The sequence below is a fragment of the Mycolicibacter algericus DSM 45454 genome, from assembly GCF_002086455.1.
GTDB classification, from domain to species: Bacteria; Actinomycetota; Actinomycetes; order Mycobacteriales; family Mycobacteriaceae; genus Mycobacterium; species Mycobacterium algericum.
In genome coordinates this window covers 25,334-46,438 of record NZ_MVHC01000008.1, presented here as the reverse complement: position 1 = coordinate 46,438, position 21,105 = coordinate 25,334, and the positions used below count along the sequence as shown (strand labels likewise).

The following is a 21,105-nucleotide window of genomic DNA, read 5'->3' as shown; positions in this document are numbered from 1 at the left end:
CTCCGAGGAGGAAGTCGATGACCTGGCACCCGCATCGCAACACGGCGAAGACGTTCTTGCTGCTGCTCGTCATGTCGGGGCTGATCGTCTTGGTGGGCCGGGCGTTCGGGCCGCAGATGATGTGGCTGGCGGTGTTGTTCGCGGTGGGGATGAATGTCTACACCTACTTCAACAGCGACAAGCTGGCGTTGCGGGCGATGCGCGCGCAGCCGGTTACCGAGGTGCAGGCGCCGGAGATCTACCGGATCGTGCGCGAGCTGGCCACCGCCGCCCACCAGCCGATGCCGCGGCTGTACGTCAGCGACACCAATGCCCCCAACGCGTTCGCCACCGGACGCAACCCGCGCCACGCCGCGGTGTGCTGCACCAGCGGGATTCTGCGGCTGCTCAATGAGCGCGAGCTGCGCGCGGTGCTCGGCCACGAGCTGTCGCATGTCTACAACCGCGACATCCTGATCTCGTGTGTCGCCGGCGCGCTGGCCTCGGTGGTCACCGGGTTGGCCAACATGGCGATGTTCATGGGCAACCGCCGCGACGGCAATCCGCTGGCGATGCTGCTGGTCGCGCTGGTGGGGCCGCTGGCGGCGTCGATCGTGCGGTTGGCGGTGTCGCGCTCGCGCGAGTACCAGGCCGACCAGTCCGGTGCCGTGCTCACCGGTGACCCGCTGGCGCTGGCGTCGGCGCTGCGCAAGATTTCCGACGGGGTGCAGGCCGCGCCGCTGCCGCCCGAACCGCAGCTGGCCAGCCAGTCGCACCTGATGATCGCCAACCCGTTCCGGGTCGGGGAGAAGGTCGGCCAGCTGTTCTCCACCCACCCGCCGATGGCCGACCGGATTCGCCGGCTCGAGGAGATGGCCCGGGGCTGAGGCGCTTTCGCGCTCAGCTCACGGCCGGCTCGCTGGCGTGTTTGCGTCGGCTGTTGAGTCTGCCGCGGCCGCACCGGGGGTGTATACCGTGCCGCCGGTGGCGCAATGCTGTCGCCGCCAGTCCTCGATCGCCTGCTCGGCCGCCTGGTCGAGGTAGGTGGTCGAGACGTCGAGGGTGACATGCGTGCCGGCCGGGATCGCCGCCAGCACGCCCGTCAGCCGGGGCAGCGCCAGGAAGGTGCACGCGCCCGAGACGGCCACCAGCCACTCGTCGCCGATGTGCTCGGCGACGATCTTCACCCGGATCACCCGCCAGCCGGTCAACACCATCGCCAGCGCCAGCCCGATCAGCACCCCGTGCAGCAGGTTGAGGAACACCACGCCCAGCACCGTCACCAGGTAGACCGCGAGATCCCCGCTGCGCCAAGCGGCTTCGATGTGAACCGTTTTGATCAGCTGGACCCCGACGGTGATCAGCAGGCCGGCCAGCGCCGCACTCGGGATCTGCTGAACCAGCGCCGCGAACGGCAGGGCGAACAACAGGATCCACACGCCGTGCAGGAACGCCGACGCCCGGGACTTCGCGCCGGAATTGACGTTGGTGGCGCTGCGGACGATCACCCCGGTGATCGGCAGGCCGCCCAGCATCCCGGAGGTGACGTTGGCGGCGCCCTGACCGATCAGTTCGCGGTTGAAGTCGGTGCGGGCCCCGGTGTGCATCCGGTCCACCGACACCGCCGAGAGCAGGCTCTCCACGCTGGCGATCAACGCCACGACGACCACGCCGAGGAAGGCGCCAGTCCAGTTGCCGTGCGGCAGCCCGGGCAGTTGCACGGCGTCCAGCAGGGACCCGTCCAGCTTGATGCGACGCACGTCGAGGGAGAAGACCACCGTCAGCACCGTCGCCCCGACGATCGCGACCAACGGCCCGGGAACCCGGCCCAGCGCGCCGGGCACCGATCGCCAGGCGAGCATGGTGATGATGACCAGGATGCCCAGGACCGGCTCGGTGCCATGGGCCTCGACCAGCCCGTCGGGCAGGCCGGCCAAGTTCTCCCACGCCGAACTCGCCGATTGACCGCCCAGCAACACGTGAAGTTGTTGCAGGGTGATCGTGAGGCCGATGCCGGCCAGCATGGCGTGCACCACCACCGGTGAGATCGCCAGCGCGGCCCGCGCCACCCGACTCAGTCCCAGCACTATCTGCAGCACGCCTGCGCCGACGGTGATCGCGCACGTCACCTTCCAGCCGAACCGGCTCACCAGATCGGCGACGACGACGGTCAACCCGGCCGCCGGCCCGCTCACCTGCAGGGGCGACCCGCCCAGCGCGCCGACGACGATGCCGCCGACGATGGCGGCGATCAGACCGGCCAGCACCGGGGCGTCGGAGGCGATGGCGATGCCCAGCGACAGCGGCAGCGCGACTAGGAACACCACCAGGGATGCCGGCAGGTCGTAACGCAGGATCGTGCGCGATCGGCCCGATCGTCGGTCGACGTCGGTGCCGGCTTTGCGCGCGGTCAGCATCGTGGTTGGTTCCCCTGCCCTCATCGGTGTTGCCGAGATGCGGGAAAACTATTGATCTTGTATTTCCGAATCAGGAATATGACATGTCCGGCAAGTAAACATCGGTTACACAGTCGGAGCGAATCCCACAGCGATCACACAGTCAGAACCCGGTTCCCTCCACCTCGTGCCCGGGTGTTTCGGCGATCAGCCCGCGGTAGGCCTGCTCGACGGTGGAGCCGTGGTTGATCACGCCGTCGACCTCGCGCGCGATCGGCATGTTCAGCCCGTACTGCGAGGCGAACTCCATGATCACGCTGGCGGCTCGCACGCCCTCGGCGACCTGGTTCATCGACGCGATGATCTCGTCGATCGGTTTGCCCGCGCCCAGCTGTTCGCCGACGAAGCGGTTGCGGCTGCGCTGGCTGGTGCAGGTGACGATCAGATCGCCCATGCCGGCCAGGCCGGAGAAGGTGTCGCGGGCGCCGCCCATCGCCTCGCCGAGCTTGGACATCTCCCGCACCGACCGCGCCATCACCATGGCCCGGGTGTTCTCGCCGATCCCCAGCGAATAGCCCATCCCCACCGCGATCGCATAGACGTTCTTGAGCGCGCCGGCCATCTCGACACCGGTCACGTCGTCGCTGGTGTAGACCCGGAACCGTTTGGTGCGGAACAGCAGCGCCAGCTCGGCGGCCAGGTGTGGGTCGGGCATGGCCAGCACCGCGGCCGCGGCATAACCCTCGGCGATCTCGCGGGCGATGTTCGGGCCGGCCAGGATGCCGGCGGGGTGGCCGGGCAGCACCTCGTCGACGATCTGCGACATCCGCATGTTGGTGCCCTGTTCCAGGCCCTTGACCAGTGACACCACCGGCACCCACGGCCGCAGCTCGCTGGCGAGCTCGGTGAGCACGCCCCGGAAGCCGTGCGAGGGCACCGCCATCACGACCACGTCGGCGCTGTGGGCGGCCTCGGCGAAATCGGTAGTGGCGCGCAAGGTCTCGGACAGCACCACCTCGTTGCCCAGGTAGCGGCTGTTGCGCCGGTTGGCGTTGATGTCGTCGGCGGTCGATTCGGATCGCACCCACTGCAGCGTCGGCGCGCGCCGCGAGCAGATGGAGGCCACCGTGGTGCCGAACGATCCGCCGCCGAGTACGACGACCTTGGGGGTGCGGGTAGCAGCTGCCATGGGGCGAAGTTACCCCGGCCTACCCCGCCAGTGGTTCGCTTTCGCCGGCCCGCCCGAACACCATCGACTCGTCGATCCGGTCGAAGCGGTAGTCCACGGCGTCGGCGAAGTAGTTCTGCCGGACATTCCACGGCCGCTTGGTGCCGGACTTGGGCAGCGCGTGCAACGAGCGCAGCACGTAGCCGGCCTGAATGTCCCAGGCGGGCTTCTCGGTGAGCGGCTCATCGCCCAGATGCGGGTAGGCGTGGGTGTAACCGCGCGAGTTCATGTGGTCGATCAGCTTGGCGGTGGCCCGGGCGGTCATGTCGGCGCGCAGCGTCCAGGAGGCGTTGGTGTAGCCCACGCACCAGAACAGGTTCGGCACGTCCTCGAGCATGTGCGCCTTGTAGACGAACCGGTCGGCCGGCTTGATCTCGGTGCCGTCCAGGCTGATCCGGACTCCGCCCAGCGCCTGCAGCTGCAGGCCGGTGGCGGTGACGATGATGTCGGCGTCGAGGTGCTGCCCGGATTGCAGCGCGATACCGGACGCGTCGAAGTGATCGATCCGGTCGGTGACCATCTCCAGCCGCCCGGCGCTGATCTCGCCGTAGAGATCGGCGTCCAGGATCAGGCAGAGCCGCTGATCCCACGGCTGGTACGGCGGCTTGAAGTGGACATCGACGGGGTAACCGCGCGGCAGGTTCTTGACGGCCTGGCGGCGCAGCAGCCATTTCATCAGCGGTGGCGTCTTACGGGCGAGGAACCAGACCACGCCCTCGAACAACGCCATGGTGAACCGGATGAGCAGGTGAGACCACTTGCGGGGCAACAGTTTCGCGACCACGTCGACGAACCTGCTGTACTTCGACGCCGAGATCAGATACGTCGGCGTGCGCTGCAGCAAAGTGACCTGCCCGGCCCGCTGCGTCAGGGCCGGCACCAGTGACATCGCGGTGGCGCCGCTGCCGATGACTACCACCTTCTTGCCGGTGTAGTCCAGGTCCTCGGGCCAGTGCTGCGGGTGCACCACCGTGCCGGTGAAGGTCTGCACGCCCGGGAACTCCGGCGTGTAGCCGTCGTCGTAGTTGTAGTAGCCGGACCCGAAGAACACGAACCGGCTGCGGTAGCTCCGGGTGGTGCCGCCCTCATCGACGGTGACCGTCCAGGTGTCGGTCGACGAATCCCAGTCCGCGGCGGTCACGTGGCTGTTGAACCGGATGTGGGAGTCGATGCCGTGCTTGCGGGCGGCGTCGGTCAGGTACTCGCGGATCTCGTGGCCCTCGGCCACCCGTTCCCGGCCGGTCCACGGCTCGTACGGCAGGCACAGCGTGAAGATGCTGCTGTCCGAGCGCACCCCGGGGTAGCGGAACAGGTCCCAGGTGCCGCCGATGCGTTCGCGGCGCTCCAGGATGACGTAGCTGGTGCCCGGATTTCGCTCGGCGATGCGGTAGGCCGCGCCGATACCGGAGATCCCGGCACCGACGATGACGACGTCGACGGCATCCTGTGTGTTCACGGTCACCAGCCTAGGCACTCGGCGGGCCGGTGGGCAGGGCCTTTCTACCGGTAGTTGACAAACTGCAGTGCAATGTCCAAATCGGCGCCCTTGAGCAGCGAGATGACGGCCTGCAGGTCGTCGCGTTTCTTCGACGAGACCCGGATCTCCTCGCCCTGGATCTGGGTCTTGACGCCCTTGGGGCCCTCGTCGCGGACCAGCTTGTTGATCTTCTTGGCCTGCTCGGCGTTGATGCCCTGCTTGAGGCCGCCACTGACCTTGTAGGTTTTGCCCGAGGGTTGCGGGTCGCCGGCGTCGAACGCCTTCATCGAGATGTCGCGCCGGATCAGCTTCTCCTTGAACACCTCGACGGCGGCCTTGACCCGCTCCTCGGTGGAGCTGACCAACTCGATGGTCTCCTCACCCTTCCAGGCGATGGTGGTGTCGGTGCCGCGGAAGTCGAACCGCGTGGCCAGCTCCTTGGCGGCCTGGTTCAAAGCGTTGTCGACCTCCTGCCGGTCGACCTTGCTGACGATGTCGAACGATGAGTCCGCCACGAACCTGTCCTCTCTTTGGTGCGGTGCTGCGCTGTGGTGCTGTGCTGCCCGCTTGTGTCGCGGGTCCATCCTCGTTGTAGTCTGCTAGGCGCGATACGGCAGGTTGCCCGAGCGGCCAATGGGAGCGGACTGTAAATCCGTCGGCGAAAGCCTACGCAGGTTCGAATCCTGCACCTGCCACCGCAGGTCAGGCCCCCTTTCGAGGGGGCCTGACATCGTCTCCAGGCCAAAGTTGTCACGGGAATTGTCACAACTCGCGGCTAACTCGCGTGAAGCTCTGCGCCGCGATGGCCAACGCCTCCGGCTTCGGATTCACGTACGTCTGCATCGTGAACGCCTTCGACGCATGCCCCAGCCACGCGGAGATCAGCGCGATCGGCACCCCGCGAAGGTGCATCAATGTCCCGCAGGTGTGCCGGGCATCGTGCAACCGGACGTGCCGCACGCCCGCGGCGGCGAGCATCCGCGCCCACCGGTTTTCCACCGCGTTGGGTGTCAGCGCCTCACCGGCCTCGTTCACCACCACGTACCCGCTCGCCTGATAGGCCGCGCCGAGCCGAAGCCGGTCTGCAGCCTGCAGTTTGCGGGTCGCCTTGAAGACCGCGTACAGGTCATCCGGCAGCGGCAGCACCCGGTTCCCGGCTCGTGACTTGGGCGTCTTCTCGATGAGCTTCTTGCCGCGCTGCAGCCGGGTGTTGGCGACCGTTACCGACTTCGCTTTGAGGTCGACATCGCACCAGCGCAGGCCGCTGATCTCGGCGAGCCGGAATCCGGCCAGCGCGAGCTCCCAGGCGATGGCGTACCGGTCGCCCTCGATGTGCGCGAGAACCTTTTCTACCTCCGCCTCGCTGAGCGGATCTGGTGGCTTCGCGTCGCCGTCGATGCGATCCACCAACGCGGCCACGTTGCGCACCACGTGGCCCTGCTTCTGCTCGGATTCCAGCATCGCGACGAGCAGGCCGAGGAGGTAGTTGACCGAGCGCGGGGACCAGGGCTTGCGCGGTTTGTCGGTAGGGGAGGGCAGCCCGCCGGCGCGCAGCGCGATCACCAGATCGTCGAGGTGGCGCTTGGTGAGCTTCTGCACCTCGCGGTCACCGAGCTCGGCGATCACCACTGACAGCTTCTCCGCGTATCCGTCGACGGTCGACTCGGCCCGGTCTGCGGCCCGCTTACCCGCCAGCCAGTCCTCGCACGCCTGCGCCACGGTGCGGGTCGAGGGGTGGACGTAGGTGCCGGTCGCGACTTGGCCGCGGATCTCGTCCAGCGCGGCGCGCGCTGCCTTCTCGGTGGGGTAGCGCTTGCGGAACTGCTTGCGCTTGCCGTCGATCTCGCCGACATCGACCGTGAGCTGGTAGCGGACTACCGGCCGGCCGTTCTTGCGCTTGGCGAGTTCGACGGGCTTGATCTGCGGGGGCAGCTGGCGACGGGGTTCGGCCATGGCGCGTTTGTTCAAGTTCCGGGTTGCGTATCGCTTTTCGGCGCGAAGAATTTCGACTCGGCGGCCAGGGCCGAGCCGAGGGCCATCCGTAGGCTGCGTTGCCGTTGAACGTCGGTGGTGTCGGCGATCTGGGCCTGAAGGTCGTCGGCGGCATGACGTAGCGGGTTCGTCACACCATTGCACGCAGCTACCGCGGCCTCCTGAAGTGGCCGCAGGTGCTCGATCCTGCTCATATCACGACCTCCACATCTGCTCGAGGCTAAACAAGCCCGCCGAACCCTTCCTGACCGCCGACATGTGCGGCTGGCGCCAACTCGACTGACCGCAGCTCCCAGCTCCGCCGAACGACATCATCGCCCGCCCCCAATGATTCGTAGGCGACGAACTCGGCCTTCACACGCGGATGACCCGGCTGCAACTCCAAGGCCGCCTCGGCGGTCTCCTTGTCAATCGCCACCGCGCGGAATCGCCGTCCACCTTCGGGGCTGAACCACACGATGCGCTCGATATCGATTGTCCCGTCGATGATTCCGAACATCGTGACGGGTTTGGGTTCGATGTCCTCGTGCGTCAACTCCAAGTGCAGGCGTTTGGCGCCGGCCGGGCTGATTCCCACCGCAGCGGGTAGAAAACCACGCTGCTCGACCTTGCCCTCGATGTGCCAGTGCTCGCCGGCGATCTGCTTGGCGGCCTTACGCAGTGCGGCTCGTGCCTTCGCTGGCAGGTGGCTGATCTGCGCGGTCAGCGTGGAATCCTCGGAGAGGTCGTCGGAGGAGCCCAGGACCGCCGCAATCTGCCGCAGCGACTCACTGTCCACCGTCGACAGCTCACCCATCGAATCCGGACGCCCATCATCGGGGTGGGGTTGAATCTCAATCACCAGGCGCAACGAGCCCGGCCCAGCGCCCCGGACGAGCAGGGGTGACGGGTACCTCTTGCGGTCGAGCTTCTTTTTCGAGATTTCCTTCGTCGCATCCGAGAGGCCGGCGACCAGCCGGGCGAACTTCTCCGCCGGCGCGGTGTGCCCTTCGATGGAGCCTTCGGTCAGGTGCAGGTCCAGGCGTGCCTGGGGGGGAGCGGTTTCGCGGGACCAGATCGACTCAAGCTCGTGATTGCCCTGCACCGTGCCCGCGTACATCTGGCCGAGCGCAAACGAGGTCGTGTAGTCATCCCAGCCGTGCTCGACCGCTGCTTCGCGGGTTTCGCGGATCGCGGCGATCAGCAATTCGGAGGCCGACATCGATGGTGCGTCAGCCATGGTCGTTCACCACCTCAATGTAGCCCTTATGTGGTCCCTCGACGACGTTGTCGGTGCTCAAGTCGCGTGCCGCAGACCAAGTCTCATGCCACGTCCTGCGGCTTGTAGGCAGGTCTGGATTCACGTAGCAGTCTGCGAGCCCGAAGCCCGGCCGGAGAACCTCCGCGTGCACCTCCCCACCGCCTTGCCCCAGTGTGGCACCGACCTCTGACAGCGTCCACAACGGGAATAGGGGTGGTTGCACGAAATGCGGGTACGCGGCCGGCGGCACCAAGACGACAAGATCAGCGTCACGCGGCGCCTTCGGCTTCCAGGTGATGAACCCACCATCGAGGAAGATCCTCACCGCAGTGCCGTGCTTACTGGCCAACGTGGTCACTATGTCCACATGCAGACGCAGAGCCCGCATGATCAACGCCCGCCGGTGGCGCGTGGACTCGGGAGCGGCGTCGACGAAGTGGGCCTCGATCTCGTTGAGAGTGGCCGGGTAGGGAGCATCCCGGTACGGCAGGGCGGCGAACGTTCCGTCACACGGTGGCAGGGTCACTCGAACGTCCAGTCTTCAGCGAGCTCGGGACGCTTCGTCCGCACATAGTCAGCCCACAGCGGGTCCGCCGCTGCTGCACTGCGGATCTCCTCGTCGGTCATCCGGCGCGCGACATTGTCGGTCGGCGGAGGCGGCACCCCCGCGCCAGTCTCAGGAGTTTCGCCAACCGTGTCTTGGGAGTTGGTCTCGGCGCCGTCAACATCCGGCGACAAATCGCGCGTGCTCCCGCGTGCGGCATTTGGCCGAGCAGATTGGCGATCATCATCGGCGTCGGTGAAAAGACTCACGCTGTGCTGCTGGAGGTACTGACGACGTCGAAACCGGCGGGTGTCCTGTTTCATTCGCTGCAGCCGTTCTCGGCCAACCACTTTCGTTGCTAGTTCGTCCACGATGTCGGCGAATTCCGTGATGTCACCAATGAGATCGTCAACGTCTGAGATGAGCGTTTCGACCTCGCCAATCAGCGTTTCAACATCGTCAGGATCGTTGGCGTCGATGCTAGTTGTGATCGAGGTATCGACATGGCTGCTGGCATCTCGTAAGTCATCTGCGTCCACGGCGATGCTGGCTAGCACCGGCGAGTAGTCGGTACCGGGTCGTGCCGCCGGCTCGGATACGCGGTCCGAAGTTCGGAGTGATGTGGAGGCGTCTGGCCCGACGTGCATCCGGTGTCGATGGGGGAGGGGTGGCGGGTCAGCGCCGGCAAGCACTCGCGCAGCGGTCCCTGTTGGCCAGTCGAACGCGGCATCAAGTCCGTTGAGAGTGCGCACCGAAATGCCGACGTCGTGGCCTTCCATGATCCTGCGCAGGGTGGTGTCACTAGGACCGCCGAGCTTTTGGAGCTCGACTTGAGTTACGCCGAGAGCGGCGAACGCATCGCTGATGATTCCGCCGAACCTTTCGGTGTTCTTCGGTGCCATCCCCCGATTGTTCCAGACTTTTTCGGCAAACCTTCGTGCCGTGTGGCAAACAACAAGCCGGTAATTCCCTGGCGCAATCCGCGTTGGCGGCACGTTTATGCAGGTCGGCCTTGTTTGCCAACTTCGGACATGTTTCGGAATATCGGTTTGCCGTCGGTTCATGATGGTGTACCGTCGGATTCGTGCCGAAGGAAGCCCAGCCTCGGCGGTACGACCGCCAAAGAAACCCGAAAGTCCCGCCGCACGTCTCGATCGCGATCCTCCGCCAGGTCTCCGGCCTGAAGCTCGACGAGGTTTGCGACCTCGTCGCCGAAGTCACCGGAGACCGTCCCACGAAGGGTGCGCTGAGTGCTATCGAGAACGGCCACCGCGGGGCGAGCGCCCAGTTGATCGCCGGGCTCGAGCACGCATACAAGCTGCCTGCCGGGTCGATCTCCACCAACTACGTGCCGCGCAACACGCCGGCCAGTAGCGAGGTGGCCTGATGTCCGCCGCCCTCGCCACGATCCCGTTCCACGGTGACGACCTGCTCGTTGCGGACGTGGACGGCAAGCCGCACGTTGTTCTTCGCCCCGCCTTCGAGCTGATCGGGCTCGCCGACCCTGGCATGCAGATCAAGCGACTCCGTAAGCAGCACTGGGCGACTCTTGGTTCCACGGTCGTAACGACCATTGGCGCTGGTCACGAGGTCGGCCACCGGATGGTCACCGCCGACGTTCGTTCGTTTCTGATGCACCTGGCGACGATCCCGCTGTCGCGGGTCGCCGAGCATGTCCGCCCGAAGCTCGCCGCCTACCAGTGCGAGGTCGCCGACGTGATCGAGGCGTACTTCACCGGCGGACGCCACCACACCACCACGCCGAACACGGTCACCTGGGATGAACTCGCCGCGCTGATCCGGCAGCGGTACGGCATCGACCTCGACGCCACCGACATCACCCGCGGCCTACGCGACGGTGGCGTACTCAAGCAGACCGGCGCACCACGCAAGGCATACCGAGCCTGGTTTTGGCACACCGGCTCCGCGTGGACTGTGCACCCGCACGTACTGCCTGAGTTGACACGGAAGCTCGTCGAAACCCGCCGCGCACTCGGTGACCTTCAAGCGCAACTGCAACTCGACCTCGCACTCGACGAGCAGATCCGCCGCGAGATTGGCGGTGGCGCGGCATGAGCAACTTCATTCACTACTCCGAGTCCGAGCCGATCATTTCCGATGACGGCCGGACAGTGGACTTCTCCGCCGGCTCTTTCGAAGGCGACGACCAGCCGTTCATCTGGTTGTACGTCAACGGCTTTCACGGCGGCGGCGCTCTGCTGACCATGGATGAGGCGCAAGAGTTCGCGCGGAAGCTCCTCGACACCGCTGACGAACTGTCTGGCGGTGAGTCATGACCGCCGCGGTCCGGGTTCCGCAGCTGCTGACCGTCACCGAGACGATGGGCGTACTAAAGGTCAGCCGCGCCACCCTCTACCGACTTTTCGCCGCCGGCGAATTGCGGTGGGTGCAGATCGGTGCGCACCGCCGGATCTCAGTCGCTGAAGTCCAGCGATTCATCACAGCCAACGCCAAGGCGTCGGCGTGAGCGCCGGCCTGCCCGGCCTACAACCGGGACTCACGCAACACATCCGAGGCCCTCTGATAATCGACGACGTATGGGACGAGCTAACGGCTTTTCGGGCGTCTCAGTTCAGTCTCCAGGTCGACAATCGCCACCAACAGCATCGTGAGCATCGAATCACGATCACCCAGGTTGCAGTCGGTCTCCTTCAACGCGTCTTGCAGCCGCTTCGTGACTACCAGCTCGGCCGGCACATCCGCGTTCGCCAACTTGCTCAGAATCGCGCGGAGCGATTCGTCGGTGTCTCCCATGCTTCTCCTTCGTTCGATGCCCGTCCGGGCACTGCTGACACAGCGAGCGTAGGAGAGACCGGCCCCGGCAGCGGGGAACTGCCGGGGCCGGGCACCACCACCGGCGGTGACCAGTGAGCGCCGGCCTGCCCGGCCTACAACCGGGACTCACGCAAGCGCTCACCGACATGCGCCAAGAGCGCGCCGCTGCCGCCGAAAGGCGCCGCACAACAATGTCAGGGCTGGCGGAAACCTTTGGGCTTCCCCTCCAACTGGTTCAACCGCTCCTCGAAATCCAGAACCGCCGTGCTGACCGTGACGAGAGTCAGCCGAACTGCTTCCTCGTCACTAATGCGGCTCGCGGACCGCTCTCGAACGATCTCCTGAAGCGAGTAGGCCCAAGGGCAGATCGCCTCGTCGATCTCCAACGCGAGCAGGTCGTCGATACCGCTCATCACGATCTCCTTGCGTTTGCACGGGTTGCTGCCCGTTATGTGGCGGGAGCGCTCTTCCTTGCGGCGCTCCAGCAGTTGCAGCGTAAGGCGGGGCTCCGACGCGCCGCGGCGATCCCGCGGCCGTCGGACGCCACCACCACCGGCGGTGCCCGATGACCGCCTGGTGGCTCCCCGCAGTAGACGCCCAGACCAGTCTGGTCAGCGCCCTAATGATCCTCGCGTTCGCCGGTATCGGATGGATGCTGGCGGGCACCGTCACCCCCGGGCCCGCCCCGACCCCCGAGCACGGTCGCCACCGCGCCGGCCGGCCGCCGCTCGCAGCTGTCCCCGCGCCGGAACCCGACGGCCCGCTGCCGTTCGTGCCCGGCCCCGACTACCGCGACATCGACGACTGGTGGGCGGACCTTCCCACCGGCCAACTGCCAGCGCTGACCGACGTTGATCTGGCCGACTACTACGACGACGTCGCGCTGGCCGGCATCCGGTTCGCCGCGCGGGCCCGGGCGCACACGTCCCCGTCTGCGGCGGCGGCCGACGCGTGGCCGCCGATCTTCGCCGCCCTGGCCACCGAGATGGGTTACGACCCCGTACGCGGCTTCGACGGACTGGCAGCCGCCGCATGAGCGCCGCCCACAATCCCGCCACCAACCCCGCCGCGGTCCTCTACCGGCGGGTGCTCATCGACCTCGACAAGATGCGCGCCGAGCTCGTCGCCACCGGCAGCGCCCGCCACGTCGTCGCCGCACTGGCCACCTACCGGGCCACCGTCCAGGCCGCACTCCACACGCAAGGAGTCCGCCGATGAGCATGCGCCGCTGGCTGGCCGAAGCGTTCCGTGACTTCAATGCCGCGGTCGGGCTGACCGCCGCTCACGACTACGACCTGCTCGATGAACCGTCCGCGCCGGCGACCGCCTCCCCTTGGCCGCCGCAGCTCGCGGACACGTCCACGCAACGACCGTCGGGTGGCACCGCGGGGCTTCGCAGCGTGGACGGGCCGACCGCACTTGGCGGCACAGCAGGTGCGGTCGGCCACCCCCAGACGTCTGTCGTGTCTGAGCTTCGGGCTCACAACTCGGCAGACCGGCCCGCGCCGAGCTCCACAACAATCGCCAGCGGTCATGGCACGCCGCAATCCGCCGGCGCGGGCCACCCCAGCCAATACCCGCTGACCGACGTCGAGGCCGCCGGCGCCGAATGGCTCAACACCCTCCGCACCCTGCTGGCCCGGCTCGGCGACACCTGCGCCGACGTCGTCGAGCACATCGAACGCCTCGACCCCACCCCGACCGGGCTCGCCAGGGCCGCCGCAGTGACCGACCTCGACACGCACCGCAGATAGAGAAGTGCCCCGCCGTCAGGGCGACTGACGACGGGGCGAAGGCACCACCAACCGAAAGGAATGAAGCAGTGCCAGACACCACCGTAACCCAGACCGGCTGGGAGATCCGCGAACACGTCCGCGACGACGGCGGCACAACACTGCTCGCCTGCATCAACGGCGAGCCGGTGTGGGTCGCGCAAGAACTGATCGAACCGATCAGCGGATACCGGTGGAATCTCTTCTCCTACCGCGCCGATGCCCCTCCGGGAGTGCTGGTGTGGAGCGAATCGGAGGCCCGCGCCTGGTTGGAGCACGAAGCGCAGAACGCGCTCCTGGCCGCCAAGGTCGTGGCCGCATGACCCCCCGCAACCCCTGGCGCCGAACCTGGCGCGACAAAGTCGTCCCGATCCTGTGGCTGCTGGTCGCCGCAGTGATCATCGGCGGCGCCGCCGGCATCAACAGCGCCCACGCCACACCCGCCAGCCCAGGCCAGCTGTACGCCGACGAACACGCCGCCGAAGTGTGCTCAGCGCTGGACATCCGGCCCACCGTCCCCGGCGTCATCAACGTCCTCATCACCCTCGAAACCGCCGGCCTATCAACGCACGAATCCGGTGTCGCCATCGCCGAATCGGTGGTCTTCGTCTGCCCCATCCACGCAAACCTGCTGAGGCAGTTCGTTGCTCACTACAAGACAGACCGGAGCGTGGCCGCATGAGCGTTGGAAAGAACTACGTCTACAAGCTGGCGCAACGCACACTCGGCGACCACGCAGACGAATGGCTGGACACACCACGACTCGGCCTGGGCGAAACCCTCACTGCCACCCCGACGACCCCGCGGTCGCTGATCGAGTCGGGCTGCCCGGCGTGTATCAGCAGCGTGGCCGATGTCCTCGAATCCCTCGAATCATCAACAGGAGAATCCCGATGAGTACCGACCTCGCCAGCGTTCGCGCCCAGGTCGAAATCCTTCAGTACTGCCGCAACGAACGCGCCAAGCTCGCGGCCCGCATCGACGAACTCGAAGCGTCCGCGAAAGCCGCAATTCAGGAGGCGATGGGCGGCGACGACACCGGCACCCTCGACGGCACCACCGTGGTCACCTGGAAGACGTCGAAACGCACATCATTGGACCAGAAGCTGCTGAAGTCACTGCATCCCGAGGTGTTCGCGGAGTGCATGTCGACGAGTGAGGTCCGCCGATTCGAGGTGAAATCGTGACCGCCGCGGCCGCAGACCCCGACGTCTACGTCACCGCCATCCACACCAGCGACGTCTTCGTCGACACCACCTACCAACGGCCCTGCGACCCCGCCCGCGCCCGCGCCATGGCCCGCGACTGGAACCCCCGCCTCGCCGGCATCATCGAAGTCTCCGACCGCGGCCCGACCAACCTGCCCCGCTACGCGATCATCGACGGCCAACACCGTTGGGCCGCAGCCCAACTCCTCGACGATCCACCCACGCTGGTCGCCAACGTCCACACCGGTCTCACCGTCGCCGACGAAGCGAAACTGTTCGACCAGCTCAACCGGGCCCGCAAGAAGGTCAACGTCTTCGAGCACTACAAGGCCCGCCTGGCCGCCGGCGACTGGATCATCGGCCGCATCCAGGCCGTTCTGGACAAACGCGGGCTCATCGTCGACCCGGCACCCAAGGACGGTCACATTGGCTGCGTCGGCACGCTGGAGAAGGTCGCCGACATCGACGACGCGCTGCTGGACGAAACCCTCGAGCTGATCATCGACATCTGGGGTAAACGCCGCGACGCCCTCGACGCCCCGATCATCCACGGTCTCGCCCTGATCCTGCACTCCCTGCGCGATGACATCGACCTCGAACGGCTCGTCGACGCGCTGCTCGACGTGATGCCGCGGCACTTGAAGACCTCGGCGGTCGCGCTGCGGGATGTGCAGTCCGGCACCCTGCCGGTGCTGACCGCGCTGGTGATCATGGAGCGCTACAACAAGAAGCCTGGCCGCAAGATTGCGGTGTCGGCGCGGGTATTCGGCGGTGTTGGTCGCGGTGGCGGTAACAACCACCAGCGCAAGGCGGTCGGCTGATGGCTACCTTTCCCGACATCATCGGCTACCTCTGCCACTGCGATGTGTGCAGGCAGCGCGCCCTCACCCGCAGTCAGCACACCCACGCCAACCCGTTCGTCTGCCCACGCTGCCGCGAGGTGACCGGATGGGGTGACGTGGATGTCGCCCAGGCCGAACCCGACCACCTACCACCATCGAAGGTCCGCGGATGAGCACCATCGAGCTAGTCGACCGGCAGACGCAGGCGCTCAAGGAGATCCGGGGTTTTCTGGCGGCGGTGGACGCTAAACCGTTCTTCGGCGGCGTCAGCTTGGCCGACTTCAAGCTGTCCGGCGAGAAGGCGTGCGCGGCCGTGGTGGACGCCATCCTGGAAAGGCACGGACTGTGAAGAAGATTCGGATCCCCGGCTACGTGCCCATCGAGACGCACTACGCCTCACTCCTGGGAATGCAGGCCGGTTGGATCATCGGCACCGTCCTCTACCACTGGCTGGCGCGATGACCCCGAAACCGCTCTGCACCCGCTGCGGCCAGCGCCCCATGCGATCACGGCAACTCTGCCAGAACTGCTACGAGTCCGACCGGGCACGCATCGACTGGCAACCCAGCTACGTCGACGCCCAACCCATCCGCGACCACATCCTCGCCCTGCGCGCCGGAGGCATCAGCAACAAACGTCTACGACAGCTATCCGGGGTGTCGCACAACACCATTCAGGTGATCATCACCGGACGTCCCGAACGCGGCACCGGCCCAACCAAACGGGTCTGGCGTCGCACCGCCGTGAAACTGCTCGCCGTCCCGATACCCGAGATACCGCACCGGGTCGCCGCCGCCGGCCGCAAGGTCCCCGCACTCGGCACCCGGCGCCGACTGCAGGCCCTAGTGGCCGCCGGCTACAGCCGGCGCTACCTGTGCGCACGTATCGGAATGGCAGAGTCGAATGGCGGTCGATTGTGGCGCGAGGACAAGGATCTGGTGTTGGCGACCACCGCCCGCGCGGTCGACGCCCTCTTCGCCGAACTACAGATGCAGCCCGGACCGTCTTCGCGGGCCCGCAACGAAGGCCGGCGCCGCAGGTGGCCGCTGCCCCTGGACTGGGACGAAGACACCATCGACGACCCGGCCGCGGCCGCGGTCCCGTCCTGGACGGTCCGGGACCGGCGCGCCGAGCAATTGGAGGACATCGCCGAACGCCAAGCAACGGTGCAGCGCCTCACCGACCTCGGACTGTCCGCCCAGGAGATCGCCGAACGCCTCAGCATCAGCAGCAAGCAAGTCGTCCGCGACCGGGCGGCCTTGCGAATCGAGCAGGCATCGTGACCGGGCAGCTGGAGTTGTTCACCCCGCCGGCTGAACCGACGACACCGCGGTTCGACGCCGACCACATCCTGCGCGGCCTGCCCCGCAACACGCAGGGCACCTGCTGCGGGCACTGGTGGGCCCAGCACGACTACACCGAGACCGCGCCGTGCCGATTCTGCGACTGCCAGCAATTCCGGGAGGCGGCATGCTGACCACCGATCAACGCTGGCTGCTGCGAGCAGTGGGCGGCTGGGCGATGCGCGACTGCTTGATCGGTCCGGTGGGCGTGGATCACCTGATGGAGTCGATGCAGGGTTGCAGTGGCTCCCGCGTTCGTGGCGGCCCCGAGTGGCTTTCGCACGGATACCAGTGCCGCAAAGGCAAGATCCTGTCTCCCATGTTCGGTGAGCCGGTCGTCACGGTCACCAAGGCGCAATTGAACCGGTACGCCCGCGAACTGCCGCAGGCGATCACCGACGAGCTGCGCGCGGTCCGCAAGGCGATGCACACCGGGCATCAACGCACATGGGAGTGGTGCCGCTGCCCATACGAACACACACCACCGAACCCACATTCGGGCGTGTGTCGCAGCTACCACCCGTCCGGCGCCCAGGTGGAAGCGCACTACGCGGAACTGCGGCGACTCGGCGCGCGGCAGGAGCGCGCCCTGAATCGGGCGCTCGGTTTCGAGGAAGTCACCGACGACGAGCCGGTCGGGCAGTTGGAGCTGTTCGAGCTGGGGGTGGCGTGATGCGTTGCGCGACATCGTTGGATCAGCTCACGGTCGGCCAGCGCGTCGATGTGGCGGACCTGGCTGCTGGCCGGATGCGGCCCGCTGTGGTCACCGTGTTGCAGCCGCCGGACCACGTGGAGGTCCGCTACGAGGACGGCTCGACCGCTCTGCACCGGTCGAGCGCGATCGTGCCGGGGCCACTACCGCCCGGGCAGCTCGCACTGTTCGGAGTCGGCGCATGATTCGGCCGCCTGTGTCGATCGGCATGGCGCCGAACGCAGTCTCAGAGGACGTCGTATCCCTCCTTGACCGGGGGAAGATCGGACGGCGGGCCCGTGATGTCCTTCAACAGGAAGCGTTTGCTCTGCTGCCGGGACCGAATCCACCAATCCTTCTTCTTGCGCGTCGGCGGCGGCCACCAGCTGACATCAATCGCCGCTTGATCCCATACGTCGAAACTTTCGGCCTTCGCGCTCACATAGACCGAGTCACCAGTACGCAACACCGGTATCGGCTGGTAGGCCTCCCTCCGCCAGTCCCCAGGCCTTTCCGCCTCACCAAGCCATGGTTGCTCGGCCAACATGTCGCCGGATACGCAAACCTGGTGCGCGACACCGTCACCGATGTTTTGGATCACAACCTGGACCTGCGGCGAAGCAACTTTGGAGCCCATATTGTCGGTACCTCCGCGACCGACCAGCCGCACCGACCACTCAGCTTCGGTTCGATCCTGATACCGCCACCAGATCGCCGTCGCAGTAGAGGCCGCGGTAGCCAATGCCGTCGCAATCGCTGCTGCCAAACCCACAGCACCCCAAAACCCCGCATTCGACAGATCTTCGGCCTGCCCAGCCGCCGCAATCAGCACCATGACCCGACAGGCTACGTCGCTCCACCGCAGCACCTACCTGGAATCGGCCAGGAGGTGCAGCTCTGATGCTCCACCCGATCCTGTGCCTGTGCGGCCATTTCCACGGCGGCACCTGCCACTGCGGCTGCACCACCTACCAACCCGACACCTGCCCCGTGTGCGACGGCCACGGGTGCGCCGACTGCAACACCTAACGAGAGGGAATGAAGCCGTGAGCGCGCCCACAACCTCCCAGGCCTTCCTGTTCGGCAACGACGACACCCCAGACGACACCGACAACGAGCTGCTCGGCGACCTGAAATCCCTGATCCGCAACCACGACGCCGCCAGACCTCGCTCCCAACAGAAAACCCTCGGGCCTTCCGAAGTCGGACACCCCTGCGTACGCAAACTCGCCCAAGGCCTGATGCAGATCGACCGAATCAACCCCACCGGTGACGTGCTGCCCTCCTACGTCGGCACCGCGGTGCACGCCCAACTCGAGCAGGCGGTCGCCCTCGATAACGGCCGCATCATCGCCGAACACCTCCTCGACACCACCAGCCGCTGCACCTGGCTCGACGGAAAGCCCATCGGCCGCTGGATCTCCGAACGCCGCGTCACCATCCGCCCCGACCTCGCCGGATCCTGCGACCTCTACGACACCTGGAACAACACCGTCCTCGACCTGAAAGGATTGGCGCTAGGCACGCCCATCCCGACGCCGACAGGCTGGACCACGATGGGTGACCTGGCCGTCGGCGATCAGGTGATCGACGCAGCCGGAAAGCCCTGCACCGTCACCGAGACGTCACCGGTCTACACCGATCGTGACTGCTACCGCATCACATTCGAGGACGGCGTGAGCGTCATCAGTGATCACATCCATCAGTGGGTCGTGCAGTTCGGCAAGAACTCCCGAACGCGGATCATGACCGCACCCGAGATCGCGGCTCAGCTGCGCGACTATCGCGGACAACTCCGAATCCGAATTGCGAACACAGCCGCACTGGAACTCCCGGATGCCAACCTGCCCATCGAACCCTACGTCTTGGGCGCCTGGCTCGGCGACGGTGAATCAGACTCCGGACGCATCGGCAAACCTGAACCTGAGTTATTCGACAACATCGCAGCCGCGGGCAGTGAGCTCGGCGAATGGCAGAACGTCCGCGGCGGCCCATTCCGCCGTCGCATCGTCGGTCTCACCGCTGCATTGCGCGCCTCGGGCCTGATCGGTGACAAGCACGTTCCGCCACAGTATTTCCGGGCAAGCCGAGCGCAGCGTCTGGCACTGCTACAAGGAATGATGGACACCGACGGCACCTGGAACCGCAAACGGAAGCAGGCCGTATTCACCACTACCAGTAAGCAACTCGCACATGACGCTGCTGAGCTGATCGCATCACTCGGGTGGAAGCCACGCATCTGGGAGCACCAGGCCCGCGGTTTCGGTGTCACCACCACGGCGTATCCGGTCACCTTCGTGACGTATGGGGATAACCCTTTCCGGCTGACCCGCAAAGCTGAACAGGTTTGGACGGCCGGAACCACCAGAGCAAAACGCCGCATCATCACCGCCGTCGAACGCACCCTAACGATCCCAACGCGATGCATCACCGTCGACAGCGAAGACAGCACATTCCTGTGCACCGAAGCGATGATCCCGACGCACAACTGCCCAGGCACAACAAAGATGACCGAGTACCGCAAACACGGCCCCAGCGAGGTCTACCGCCGGCAAGCACACCTCTACGGGCGCGGCTACCGCAACGCCGGCTTCGACGTCCAACACGTCGGAATCTGGTTCCTGCCGCGCGCCGGCCAACTCGCCACCAGCCACCTGTGGACCGAACCCTACAACGACACGCTGGTCGACGAGACCCTCGGCCGCATCGACAACGCCCTGGTACTGATCCACGACTTCGACGTCGAACAGCATCCAGAACGTTGGGCGTGGTTCCCGAAAACCCCCGACAGTTGCCAGTTTTGCCCGTGGTGGACGGCGAACCAGAGCCATCCGAACCCCGCGGCCTGTACCGGCGGCTCGACCTAGACAAACGCCGAGTGCCGAGGCGAAAAACAGTGCACAGCAATGGAACAACGAAACAAAGGAAAAACGAAATGACAACAGCACGCAACGACTCTTACGGCTTCCTGTCCGGCGGTGGCTCACCGTCGGCGAAGTTCACCACCTACGGTGACACCGTCGGCGGCGTCATCACCGAAGAACCCCAAGTCCAGCAGCAGACCGACATCAAAGACGGCACACCCCTAGTGTGGCAAGACGGCTCACCGCGCATGCAGATGGTCGTCACCGTTCAAACCCAGCTGCGCGACCCAGCCATCGACGAAGACGACGGCAAACGCCGCATCTTCGTGCGCGGCCAGATGCGCAACGCCGTGCAACAGGCCGTGATCGCGGCCGGAGCCAAGGGGCTCGACGTCGGCGGCACGCTGAACATCACCTACGTCGCCGACGGTGAGCGCAAGAACCCGGCATTCAACCCGCCGAAGATCTACCAGGCGTCCTACACGCCGCCGGCGGCCGATGGCGGAGCGGGTTTCCTCGGCACCACTACCCAGGCCGCCCCGGCGGCGGTACAACCGGCGCCGACCGCCGCCCCCACGCCGGCTCCGGCTGGCGGCACGGCGCTGCCCCCCGGCCTGCCGCCCACCATCACCCCGGAAGTCTGGGCCACCCTCACCCCGGAAGCCCAGGCCGCGCTCCTGGTCACCTCCAGCGCGAAGTAGCCACTCGCCGCGGCCGGCTGGATCGTTCACCG

General features: G+C 66.4%; 33 protein-coding genes and 1 tRNA gene. 22 read left to right on the top strand and 12 right to left on the bottom strand.

Translation table 11 applies throughout. The annotated features are described in order from the left end of the window. Nucleotides 1-17 precede the first annotated feature (17 nt). The gene (htpX, locus tag BST10_RS10340) at nt 18-866 is read left to right on the top strand and encodes a zinc metalloprotease HtpX (protein ID WP_013827499.1); all 849 of its coding nucleotides are present in this window, start codon (nt 18-20) and stop codon (nt 864-866) included. An 18-nt stretch (nt 867-884) separates the two neighbouring features. Here the strand turns inward: htpX and BST10_RS10335 are convergent, their stop codons facing one another. From BST10_RS10335 to BST10_RS10320, 4 genes are all read right to left on the bottom strand, one after another. Then, nucleotides 885-2,396, bottom strand: coding sequence for a SulP family inorganic anion transporter (locus BST10_RS10335; RefSeq protein WP_083037701.1), 1,512 nt, complete (start codon nt 2,394-2,396; stop codon nt 885-887). Between the two features lie 142 nt (nt 2,397-2,538). Beyond that, nucleotides 2,539-3,564: an NAD(P)H-dependent glycerol-3-phosphate dehydrogenase gene (locus BST10_RS10330; RefSeq protein ID WP_013827501.1), complete on the bottom strand. Its 1,026-nt coding sequence runs from the start codon at nt 3,562-3,564 to the stop codon at nt 2,539-2,541. Nucleotides 3,565-3,583: 19 nt separating this feature from the next. After that, nucleotides 3,584-5,068 (bottom strand): flavin-containing monooxygenase, encoded by a 1,485-nt coding sequence (locus BST10_RS10325; protein WP_109559473.1) that lies wholly within the window; start codon nt 5,066-5,068, stop codon nt 3,584-3,586. 35 nt (nt 5,069-5,103) lie between these two features. Beyond that, nucleotides 5,104-5,595, bottom strand: a complete 492-nt coding sequence (locus BST10_RS10320) for a YajQ family cyclic di-GMP-binding protein (protein ID WP_013827503.1) — start codon at nt 5,593-5,595, stop codon at nt 5,104-5,106. Between the two features lie 97 nt (nt 5,596-5,692). Here BST10_RS10320 and BST10_RS10315 point away from each other — a divergent pair. After that, nucleotides 5,693-5,775, top strand: a tRNA-Tyr gene (locus tag BST10_RS10315). Between the two features lie 67 nt (nt 5,776-5,842). Here the strand turns inward: BST10_RS10315 and BST10_RS10310 are convergent. Genes BST10_RS10310 through BST10_RS22955 form a run of 5 tightly spaced genes read right to left on the bottom strand, consistent with a single transcriptional unit; the run spans nt 5,843 to nt 9,758 of the window. Continuing rightward, nucleotides 5,843-7,033: a site-specific integrase gene (locus BST10_RS10310; protein ID WP_083037700.1), complete on the bottom strand. Its 1,191-nt coding sequence runs from the start codon at nt 7,031-7,033 to the stop codon at nt 5,843-5,845. A gap of 11 nt (nt 7,034-7,044) precedes the next feature. After that, the gene (locus BST10_RS22960) at nt 7,045-7,266 is read right to left on the bottom strand and encodes a hypothetical protein (protein ID WP_133054425.1); all 222 of its coding nucleotides are present in this window, start codon (nt 7,264-7,266) and stop codon (nt 7,045-7,047) included. 26 nt (nt 7,267-7,292) lie between these two features. Next, nucleotides 7,293-8,273, bottom strand: a complete 981-nt coding sequence (locus BST10_RS10305) for a hypothetical protein (RefSeq protein WP_133054424.1) — start codon at nt 8,271-8,273, stop codon at nt 7,293-7,295. Between the two features lie 10 nt (nt 8,274-8,283). Next, on the bottom strand, nt 8,284-8,838 hold the full coding sequence (locus BST10_RS10300) for a DUF6932 family protein (RefSeq protein WP_083037698.1): 555 nt from the start codon (nt 8,836-8,838) through the stop codon (nt 8,284-8,286). Beyond that, on the bottom strand, nt 8,835-9,758 hold the full coding sequence (locus tag BST10_RS22955; RefSeq protein ID WP_133054423.1) for a hypothetical protein: 924 nt from the start codon (nt 9,756-9,758) through the stop codon (nt 8,835-8,837). The genes BST10_RS10300 and BST10_RS22955 overlap by 4 nt, the downstream gene beginning before the upstream one ends. A 182-nt stretch (nt 9,759-9,940) precedes the next feature. On the opposite strand from BST10_RS22955, the gene BST10_RS10290 reads away from it, so the two are divergent. From BST10_RS10290 to BST10_RS10275, 4 genes are read left to right on the top strand one after another with little or no spacing between them, the layout of a single operon-like run. Then, on the top strand, nt 9,941-10,243 hold the full coding sequence (locus BST10_RS10290; RefSeq protein WP_235673527.1) for an XRE family transcriptional regulator: 303 nt from the start codon (nt 9,941-9,943) through the stop codon (nt 10,241-10,243). Further along, nucleotides 10,243-10,932, top strand: a complete 690-nt coding sequence (locus BST10_RS10285) for a phage antirepressor N-terminal domain-containing protein (protein ID WP_083037696.1) — start codon at nt 10,243-10,245, stop codon at nt 10,930-10,932. The genes BST10_RS10290 and BST10_RS10285 overlap by 1 nt, the downstream gene beginning before the upstream one ends. Next, nucleotides 10,929-11,153 carry a hypothetical protein gene (locus BST10_RS10280; RefSeq protein ID WP_083037695.1) on the top strand — a complete coding sequence of 75 codons (225 nt, stop codon included), beginning with the start codon at nt 10,929-10,931 and terminating at the stop codon, nt 11,151-11,153. The genes BST10_RS10285 and BST10_RS10280 overlap by 4 nt, the downstream gene beginning before the upstream one ends. Beyond that, a complete protein-coding gene (locus tag BST10_RS10275; protein ID WP_083037694.1) occupies nt 11,150-11,344 on the top strand; it encodes a helix-turn-helix domain-containing protein in 195 nt (64 codons plus the stop codon). The genes BST10_RS10280 and BST10_RS10275 overlap by 4 nt, the downstream gene beginning before the upstream one ends. Nucleotides 11,345-11,424: 80 nt before the next feature. Here BST10_RS10275 and BST10_RS10270 read toward each other — a convergent pair whose 3' ends face one another. Both BST10_RS10270 and BST10_RS10265 read right to left on the bottom strand, forming a co-directional pair. Continuing rightward, the gene (locus BST10_RS10270) at nt 11,425-11,631 is read right to left on the bottom strand and encodes a hypothetical protein (protein WP_083037693.1); all 207 of its coding nucleotides are present in this window, start codon (nt 11,629-11,631) and stop codon (nt 11,425-11,427) included. Nucleotides 11,632-11,846: 215 nt separating this feature from the next. Then, nucleotides 11,847-12,065 (bottom strand): hypothetical protein, encoded by a 219-nt coding sequence (locus BST10_RS10265; protein WP_083037692.1) that lies wholly within the window; start codon nt 12,063-12,065, stop codon nt 11,847-11,849. Between the two features lie 152 nt (nt 12,066-12,217). Here BST10_RS10265 and BST10_RS10260 point away from each other — a divergent pair, with 152 nt between their 5' ends. The 14 genes from BST10_RS10260 (at nt 12,218) to BST10_RS10205 (ending at nt 17,714) form a co-directional block, all read left to right on the top strand. Beyond that, a complete protein-coding gene (locus BST10_RS10260) occupies nt 12,218-12,688 on the top strand; it encodes a hypothetical protein (protein WP_133054422.1) in 471 nt (156 codons plus the stop codon). Continuing rightward, nucleotides 12,685-12,870, top strand: a complete 186-nt coding sequence (locus tag BST10_RS10255; RefSeq protein WP_083037690.1) for a hypothetical protein — start codon at nt 12,685-12,687, stop codon at nt 12,868-12,870. Before BST10_RS10260 ends, BST10_RS10255 begins: the two co-directional genes overlap by 4 nt. Further along, nucleotides 12,867-13,406: a hypothetical protein gene (locus BST10_RS10250; RefSeq protein ID WP_133054421.1), complete on the top strand. Its 540-nt coding sequence runs from the start codon at nt 12,867-12,869 to the stop codon at nt 13,404-13,406. The genes BST10_RS10255 and BST10_RS10250 overlap by 4 nt, the downstream gene beginning before the upstream one ends. Before the next feature lie 68 nt (nt 13,407-13,474). After that, nucleotides 13,475-13,747 carry a hypothetical protein gene (locus BST10_RS10245; RefSeq protein ID WP_083037688.1) on the top strand — a complete coding sequence of 91 codons (273 nt, stop codon included), beginning with the start codon at nt 13,475-13,477 and terminating at the stop codon, nt 13,745-13,747. Beyond that, nucleotides 13,744-14,106, top strand: a complete 363-nt coding sequence (locus BST10_RS10240) for a hypothetical protein (protein WP_083037687.1) — start codon at nt 13,744-13,746, stop codon at nt 14,104-14,106. The genes BST10_RS10245 and BST10_RS10240 overlap by 4 nt, the downstream gene beginning before the upstream one ends. Next, the gene (locus tag BST10_RS23255) at nt 14,103-14,321 is read left to right on the top strand and encodes a hypothetical protein (protein WP_163762264.1); all 219 of its coding nucleotides are present in this window, start codon (nt 14,103-14,105) and stop codon (nt 14,319-14,321) included. Before BST10_RS10240 ends, BST10_RS23255 begins: the two co-directional genes overlap by 4 nt. Then, nucleotides 14,318-14,611 (top strand): hypothetical protein, encoded by a 294-nt coding sequence (locus BST10_RS10235; protein WP_235673528.1) that lies wholly within the window; start codon nt 14,318-14,320, stop codon nt 14,609-14,611. The genes BST10_RS23255 and BST10_RS10235 overlap by 4 nt, the downstream gene beginning before the upstream one ends. After that, nucleotides 14,608-15,453 carry a DUF6551 family protein gene (locus BST10_RS10230; protein WP_083037686.1) on the top strand — a complete coding sequence of 282 codons (846 nt, stop codon included), beginning with the start codon at nt 14,608-14,610 and terminating at the stop codon, nt 15,451-15,453. Before BST10_RS10235 ends, BST10_RS10230 begins: the two co-directional genes overlap by 4 nt. Further along, the gene (locus BST10_RS22950; protein WP_133054420.1) at nt 15,453-15,647 is read left to right on the top strand and encodes a hypothetical protein; all 195 of its coding nucleotides are present in this window, start codon (nt 15,453-15,455) and stop codon (nt 15,645-15,647) included. The genes BST10_RS10230 and BST10_RS22950 overlap by 1 nt, the downstream gene beginning before the upstream one ends. Further along, nucleotides 15,644-15,823, top strand: coding sequence for a hypothetical protein (locus BST10_RS10225; protein WP_083037685.1), 180 nt, complete (start codon nt 15,644-15,646; stop codon nt 15,821-15,823). Before BST10_RS22950 ends, BST10_RS10225 begins: the two co-directional genes overlap by 4 nt. A gap of 109 nt (nt 15,824-15,932) precedes the next feature. Further along, a complete protein-coding gene (locus tag BST10_RS10220; protein WP_083037684.1) occupies nt 15,933-16,757 on the top strand; it encodes a hypothetical protein in 825 nt (274 codons plus the stop codon). Continuing rightward, on the top strand, nt 16,754-16,951 hold the full coding sequence (locus BST10_RS10215; protein ID WP_083037683.1) for a hypothetical protein: 198 nt from the start codon (nt 16,754-16,756) through the stop codon (nt 16,949-16,951). The genes BST10_RS10220 and BST10_RS10215 overlap by 4 nt, the downstream gene beginning before the upstream one ends. Beyond that, entirely contained in the window at nt 16,945-17,490 is a 546-nt protein-coding gene (locus BST10_RS10210; protein ID WP_083037682.1) for a hypothetical protein, read from the top strand. Before BST10_RS10215 ends, BST10_RS10210 begins: the two co-directional genes overlap by 7 nt. After that, nucleotides 17,490-17,714 carry a hypothetical protein gene (locus BST10_RS10205; RefSeq protein WP_133054418.1) on the top strand — a complete coding sequence of 75 codons (225 nt, stop codon included), beginning with the start codon at nt 17,490-17,492 and terminating at the stop codon, nt 17,712-17,714. Before BST10_RS10210 ends, BST10_RS10205 begins: the two co-directional genes overlap by 1 nt. 41 nt (nt 17,715-17,755) lie before the next feature. Here BST10_RS10205 and BST10_RS10200 read toward each other — a convergent pair whose 3' ends face one another. Continuing rightward, on the bottom strand, nt 17,756-18,343 hold the full coding sequence (locus BST10_RS10200; RefSeq protein WP_083037680.1) for a hypothetical protein: 588 nt from the start codon (nt 18,341-18,343) through the stop codon (nt 17,756-17,758). A gap of 211 nt (nt 18,344-18,554) precedes the next feature. Here BST10_RS10200 and BST10_RS10195 point away from each other — a divergent pair, with 211 nt between their 5' ends. Together BST10_RS10195 and BST10_RS10190 are read left to right on the top strand one after the other, a co-directional pair. Further along, entirely contained in the window at nt 18,555-20,375 is a 1,821-nt protein-coding gene (locus tag BST10_RS10195) for an LAGLIDADG family homing endonuclease (RefSeq protein WP_083037679.1), read from the top strand. A 68-nt stretch (nt 20,376-20,443) separates the two neighbouring features. Continuing rightward, nucleotides 20,444-21,073 (top strand): hypothetical protein, encoded by a 630-nt coding sequence (locus BST10_RS10190; RefSeq protein WP_083037678.1) that lies wholly within the window; start codon nt 20,444-20,446, stop codon nt 21,071-21,073. The last annotated feature ends 32 nt before the right edge of the window (nt 21,074-21,105 follow it).

Bases quoted from the DNA above. Each gene is read 5' to 3' on its own strand.
- htpX (WP_013827499.1), top strand. From the start codon at position 18: ATGACCTGGCACCCGCATCGCAACACGGCGAAGACGTTCTTGCTGCTG.
- BST10_RS10335 (WP_083037701.1), bottom strand. From the start codon at position 2,396: ATGCTGACCGCGCGCAAAGCCGGCACCGACGTCGACCGACGATCGGGC.
- BST10_RS10330 (WP_013827501.1), bottom strand. From the start codon at position 3,564: ATGGCAGCTGCTACCCGCACCCCCAAGGTCGTCGTACTCGGCGGCGGA.
- BST10_RS10310 (WP_083037700.1), bottom strand. From the start codon at position 7,033: ATGGCCGAACCCCGTCGCCAGCTGCCCCCGCAGATCAAGCCCGTCGAA.
- BST10_RS22960 (WP_133054425.1), bottom strand. From the start codon at position 7,266: ATGAGCAGGATCGAGCACCTGCGGCCACTTCAGGAGGCCGCGGTAGCT.
- BST10_RS10305 (WP_133054424.1), bottom strand. From the start codon at position 8,273: ATGTCGGCCTCCGAATTGCTGATCGCCGCGATCCGCGAAACCCGCGAA.
- BST10_RS22955 (WP_133054423.1), bottom strand. From the start codon at position 9,758: ATGGCACCGAAGAACACCGAAAGGTTCGGCGGAATCATCAGCGATGCG.
- BST10_RS10285 (WP_083037696.1), top strand. From the start codon at position 10,243: ATGTCCGCCGCCCTCGCCACGATCCCGTTCCACGGTGACGACCTGCTC.
- BST10_RS10280 (WP_083037695.1), top strand. From the start codon at position 10,929: ATGAGCAACTTCATTCACTACTCCGAGTCCGAGCCGATCATTTCCGAT.
- BST10_RS10275 (WP_083037694.1), top strand. From the start codon at position 11,150: ATGACCGCCGCGGTCCGGGTTCCGCAGCTGCTGACCGTCACCGAGACG.
- BST10_RS10270 (WP_083037693.1), bottom strand. From the start codon at position 11,631: ATGGGAGACACCGACGAATCGCTCCGCGCGATTCTGAGCAAGTTGGCG.
- BST10_RS10265 (WP_083037692.1), bottom strand. From the start codon at position 12,065: ATGAGCGGTATCGACGACCTGCTCGCGTTGGAGATCGACGAGGCGATC.
- BST10_RS10260 (WP_133054422.1), top strand. From the start codon at position 12,218: ATGACCGCCTGGTGGCTCCCCGCAGTAGACGCCCAGACCAGTCTGGTC.
- BST10_RS10255 (WP_083037690.1), top strand. From the start codon at position 12,685: ATGAGCGCCGCCCACAATCCCGCCACCAACCCCGCCGCGGTCCTCTAC.
- BST10_RS10250 (WP_133054421.1), top strand. From the start codon at position 12,867: ATGAGCATGCGCCGCTGGCTGGCCGAAGCGTTCCGTGACTTCAATGCC.
- BST10_RS10240 (WP_083037687.1), top strand. From the start codon at position 13,744: ATGACCCCCCGCAACCCCTGGCGCCGAACCTGGCGCGACAAAGTCGTC.
- BST10_RS23255 (WP_163762264.1), top strand. From the start codon at position 14,103: ATGAGCGTTGGAAAGAACTACGTCTACAAGCTGGCGCAACGCACACTC.
- BST10_RS10235 (WP_235673528.1), top strand. From the start codon at position 14,318: ATGAGTACCGACCTCGCCAGCGTTCGCGCCCAGGTCGAAATCCTTCAG.
- BST10_RS22950 (WP_133054420.1), top strand. From the start codon at position 15,453: ATGGCTACCTTTCCCGACATCATCGGCTACCTCTGCCACTGCGATGTG.
- BST10_RS10225 (WP_083037685.1), top strand. From the start codon at position 15,644: ATGAGCACCATCGAGCTAGTCGACCGGCAGACGCAGGCGCTCAAGGAG.
- BST10_RS10220 (WP_083037684.1), top strand. From the start codon at position 15,933: ATGACCCCGAAACCGCTCTGCACCCGCTGCGGCCAGCGCCCCATGCGA.
- BST10_RS10210 (WP_083037682.1), top strand. From the start codon at position 16,945: ATGCTGACCACCGATCAACGCTGGCTGCTGCGAGCAGTGGGCGGCTGG.
- BST10_RS10205 (WP_133054418.1), top strand. From the start codon at position 17,490: ATGCGTTGCGCGACATCGTTGGATCAGCTCACGGTCGGCCAGCGCGTC.
- BST10_RS10200 (WP_083037680.1), bottom strand. From the start codon at position 18,343: ATGGTGCTGATTGCGGCGGCTGGGCAGGCCGAAGATCTGTCGAATGCG.
- BST10_RS10190 (WP_083037678.1), top strand. From the start codon at position 20,444: ATGACAACAGCACGCAACGACTCTTACGGCTTCCTGTCCGGCGGTGGC.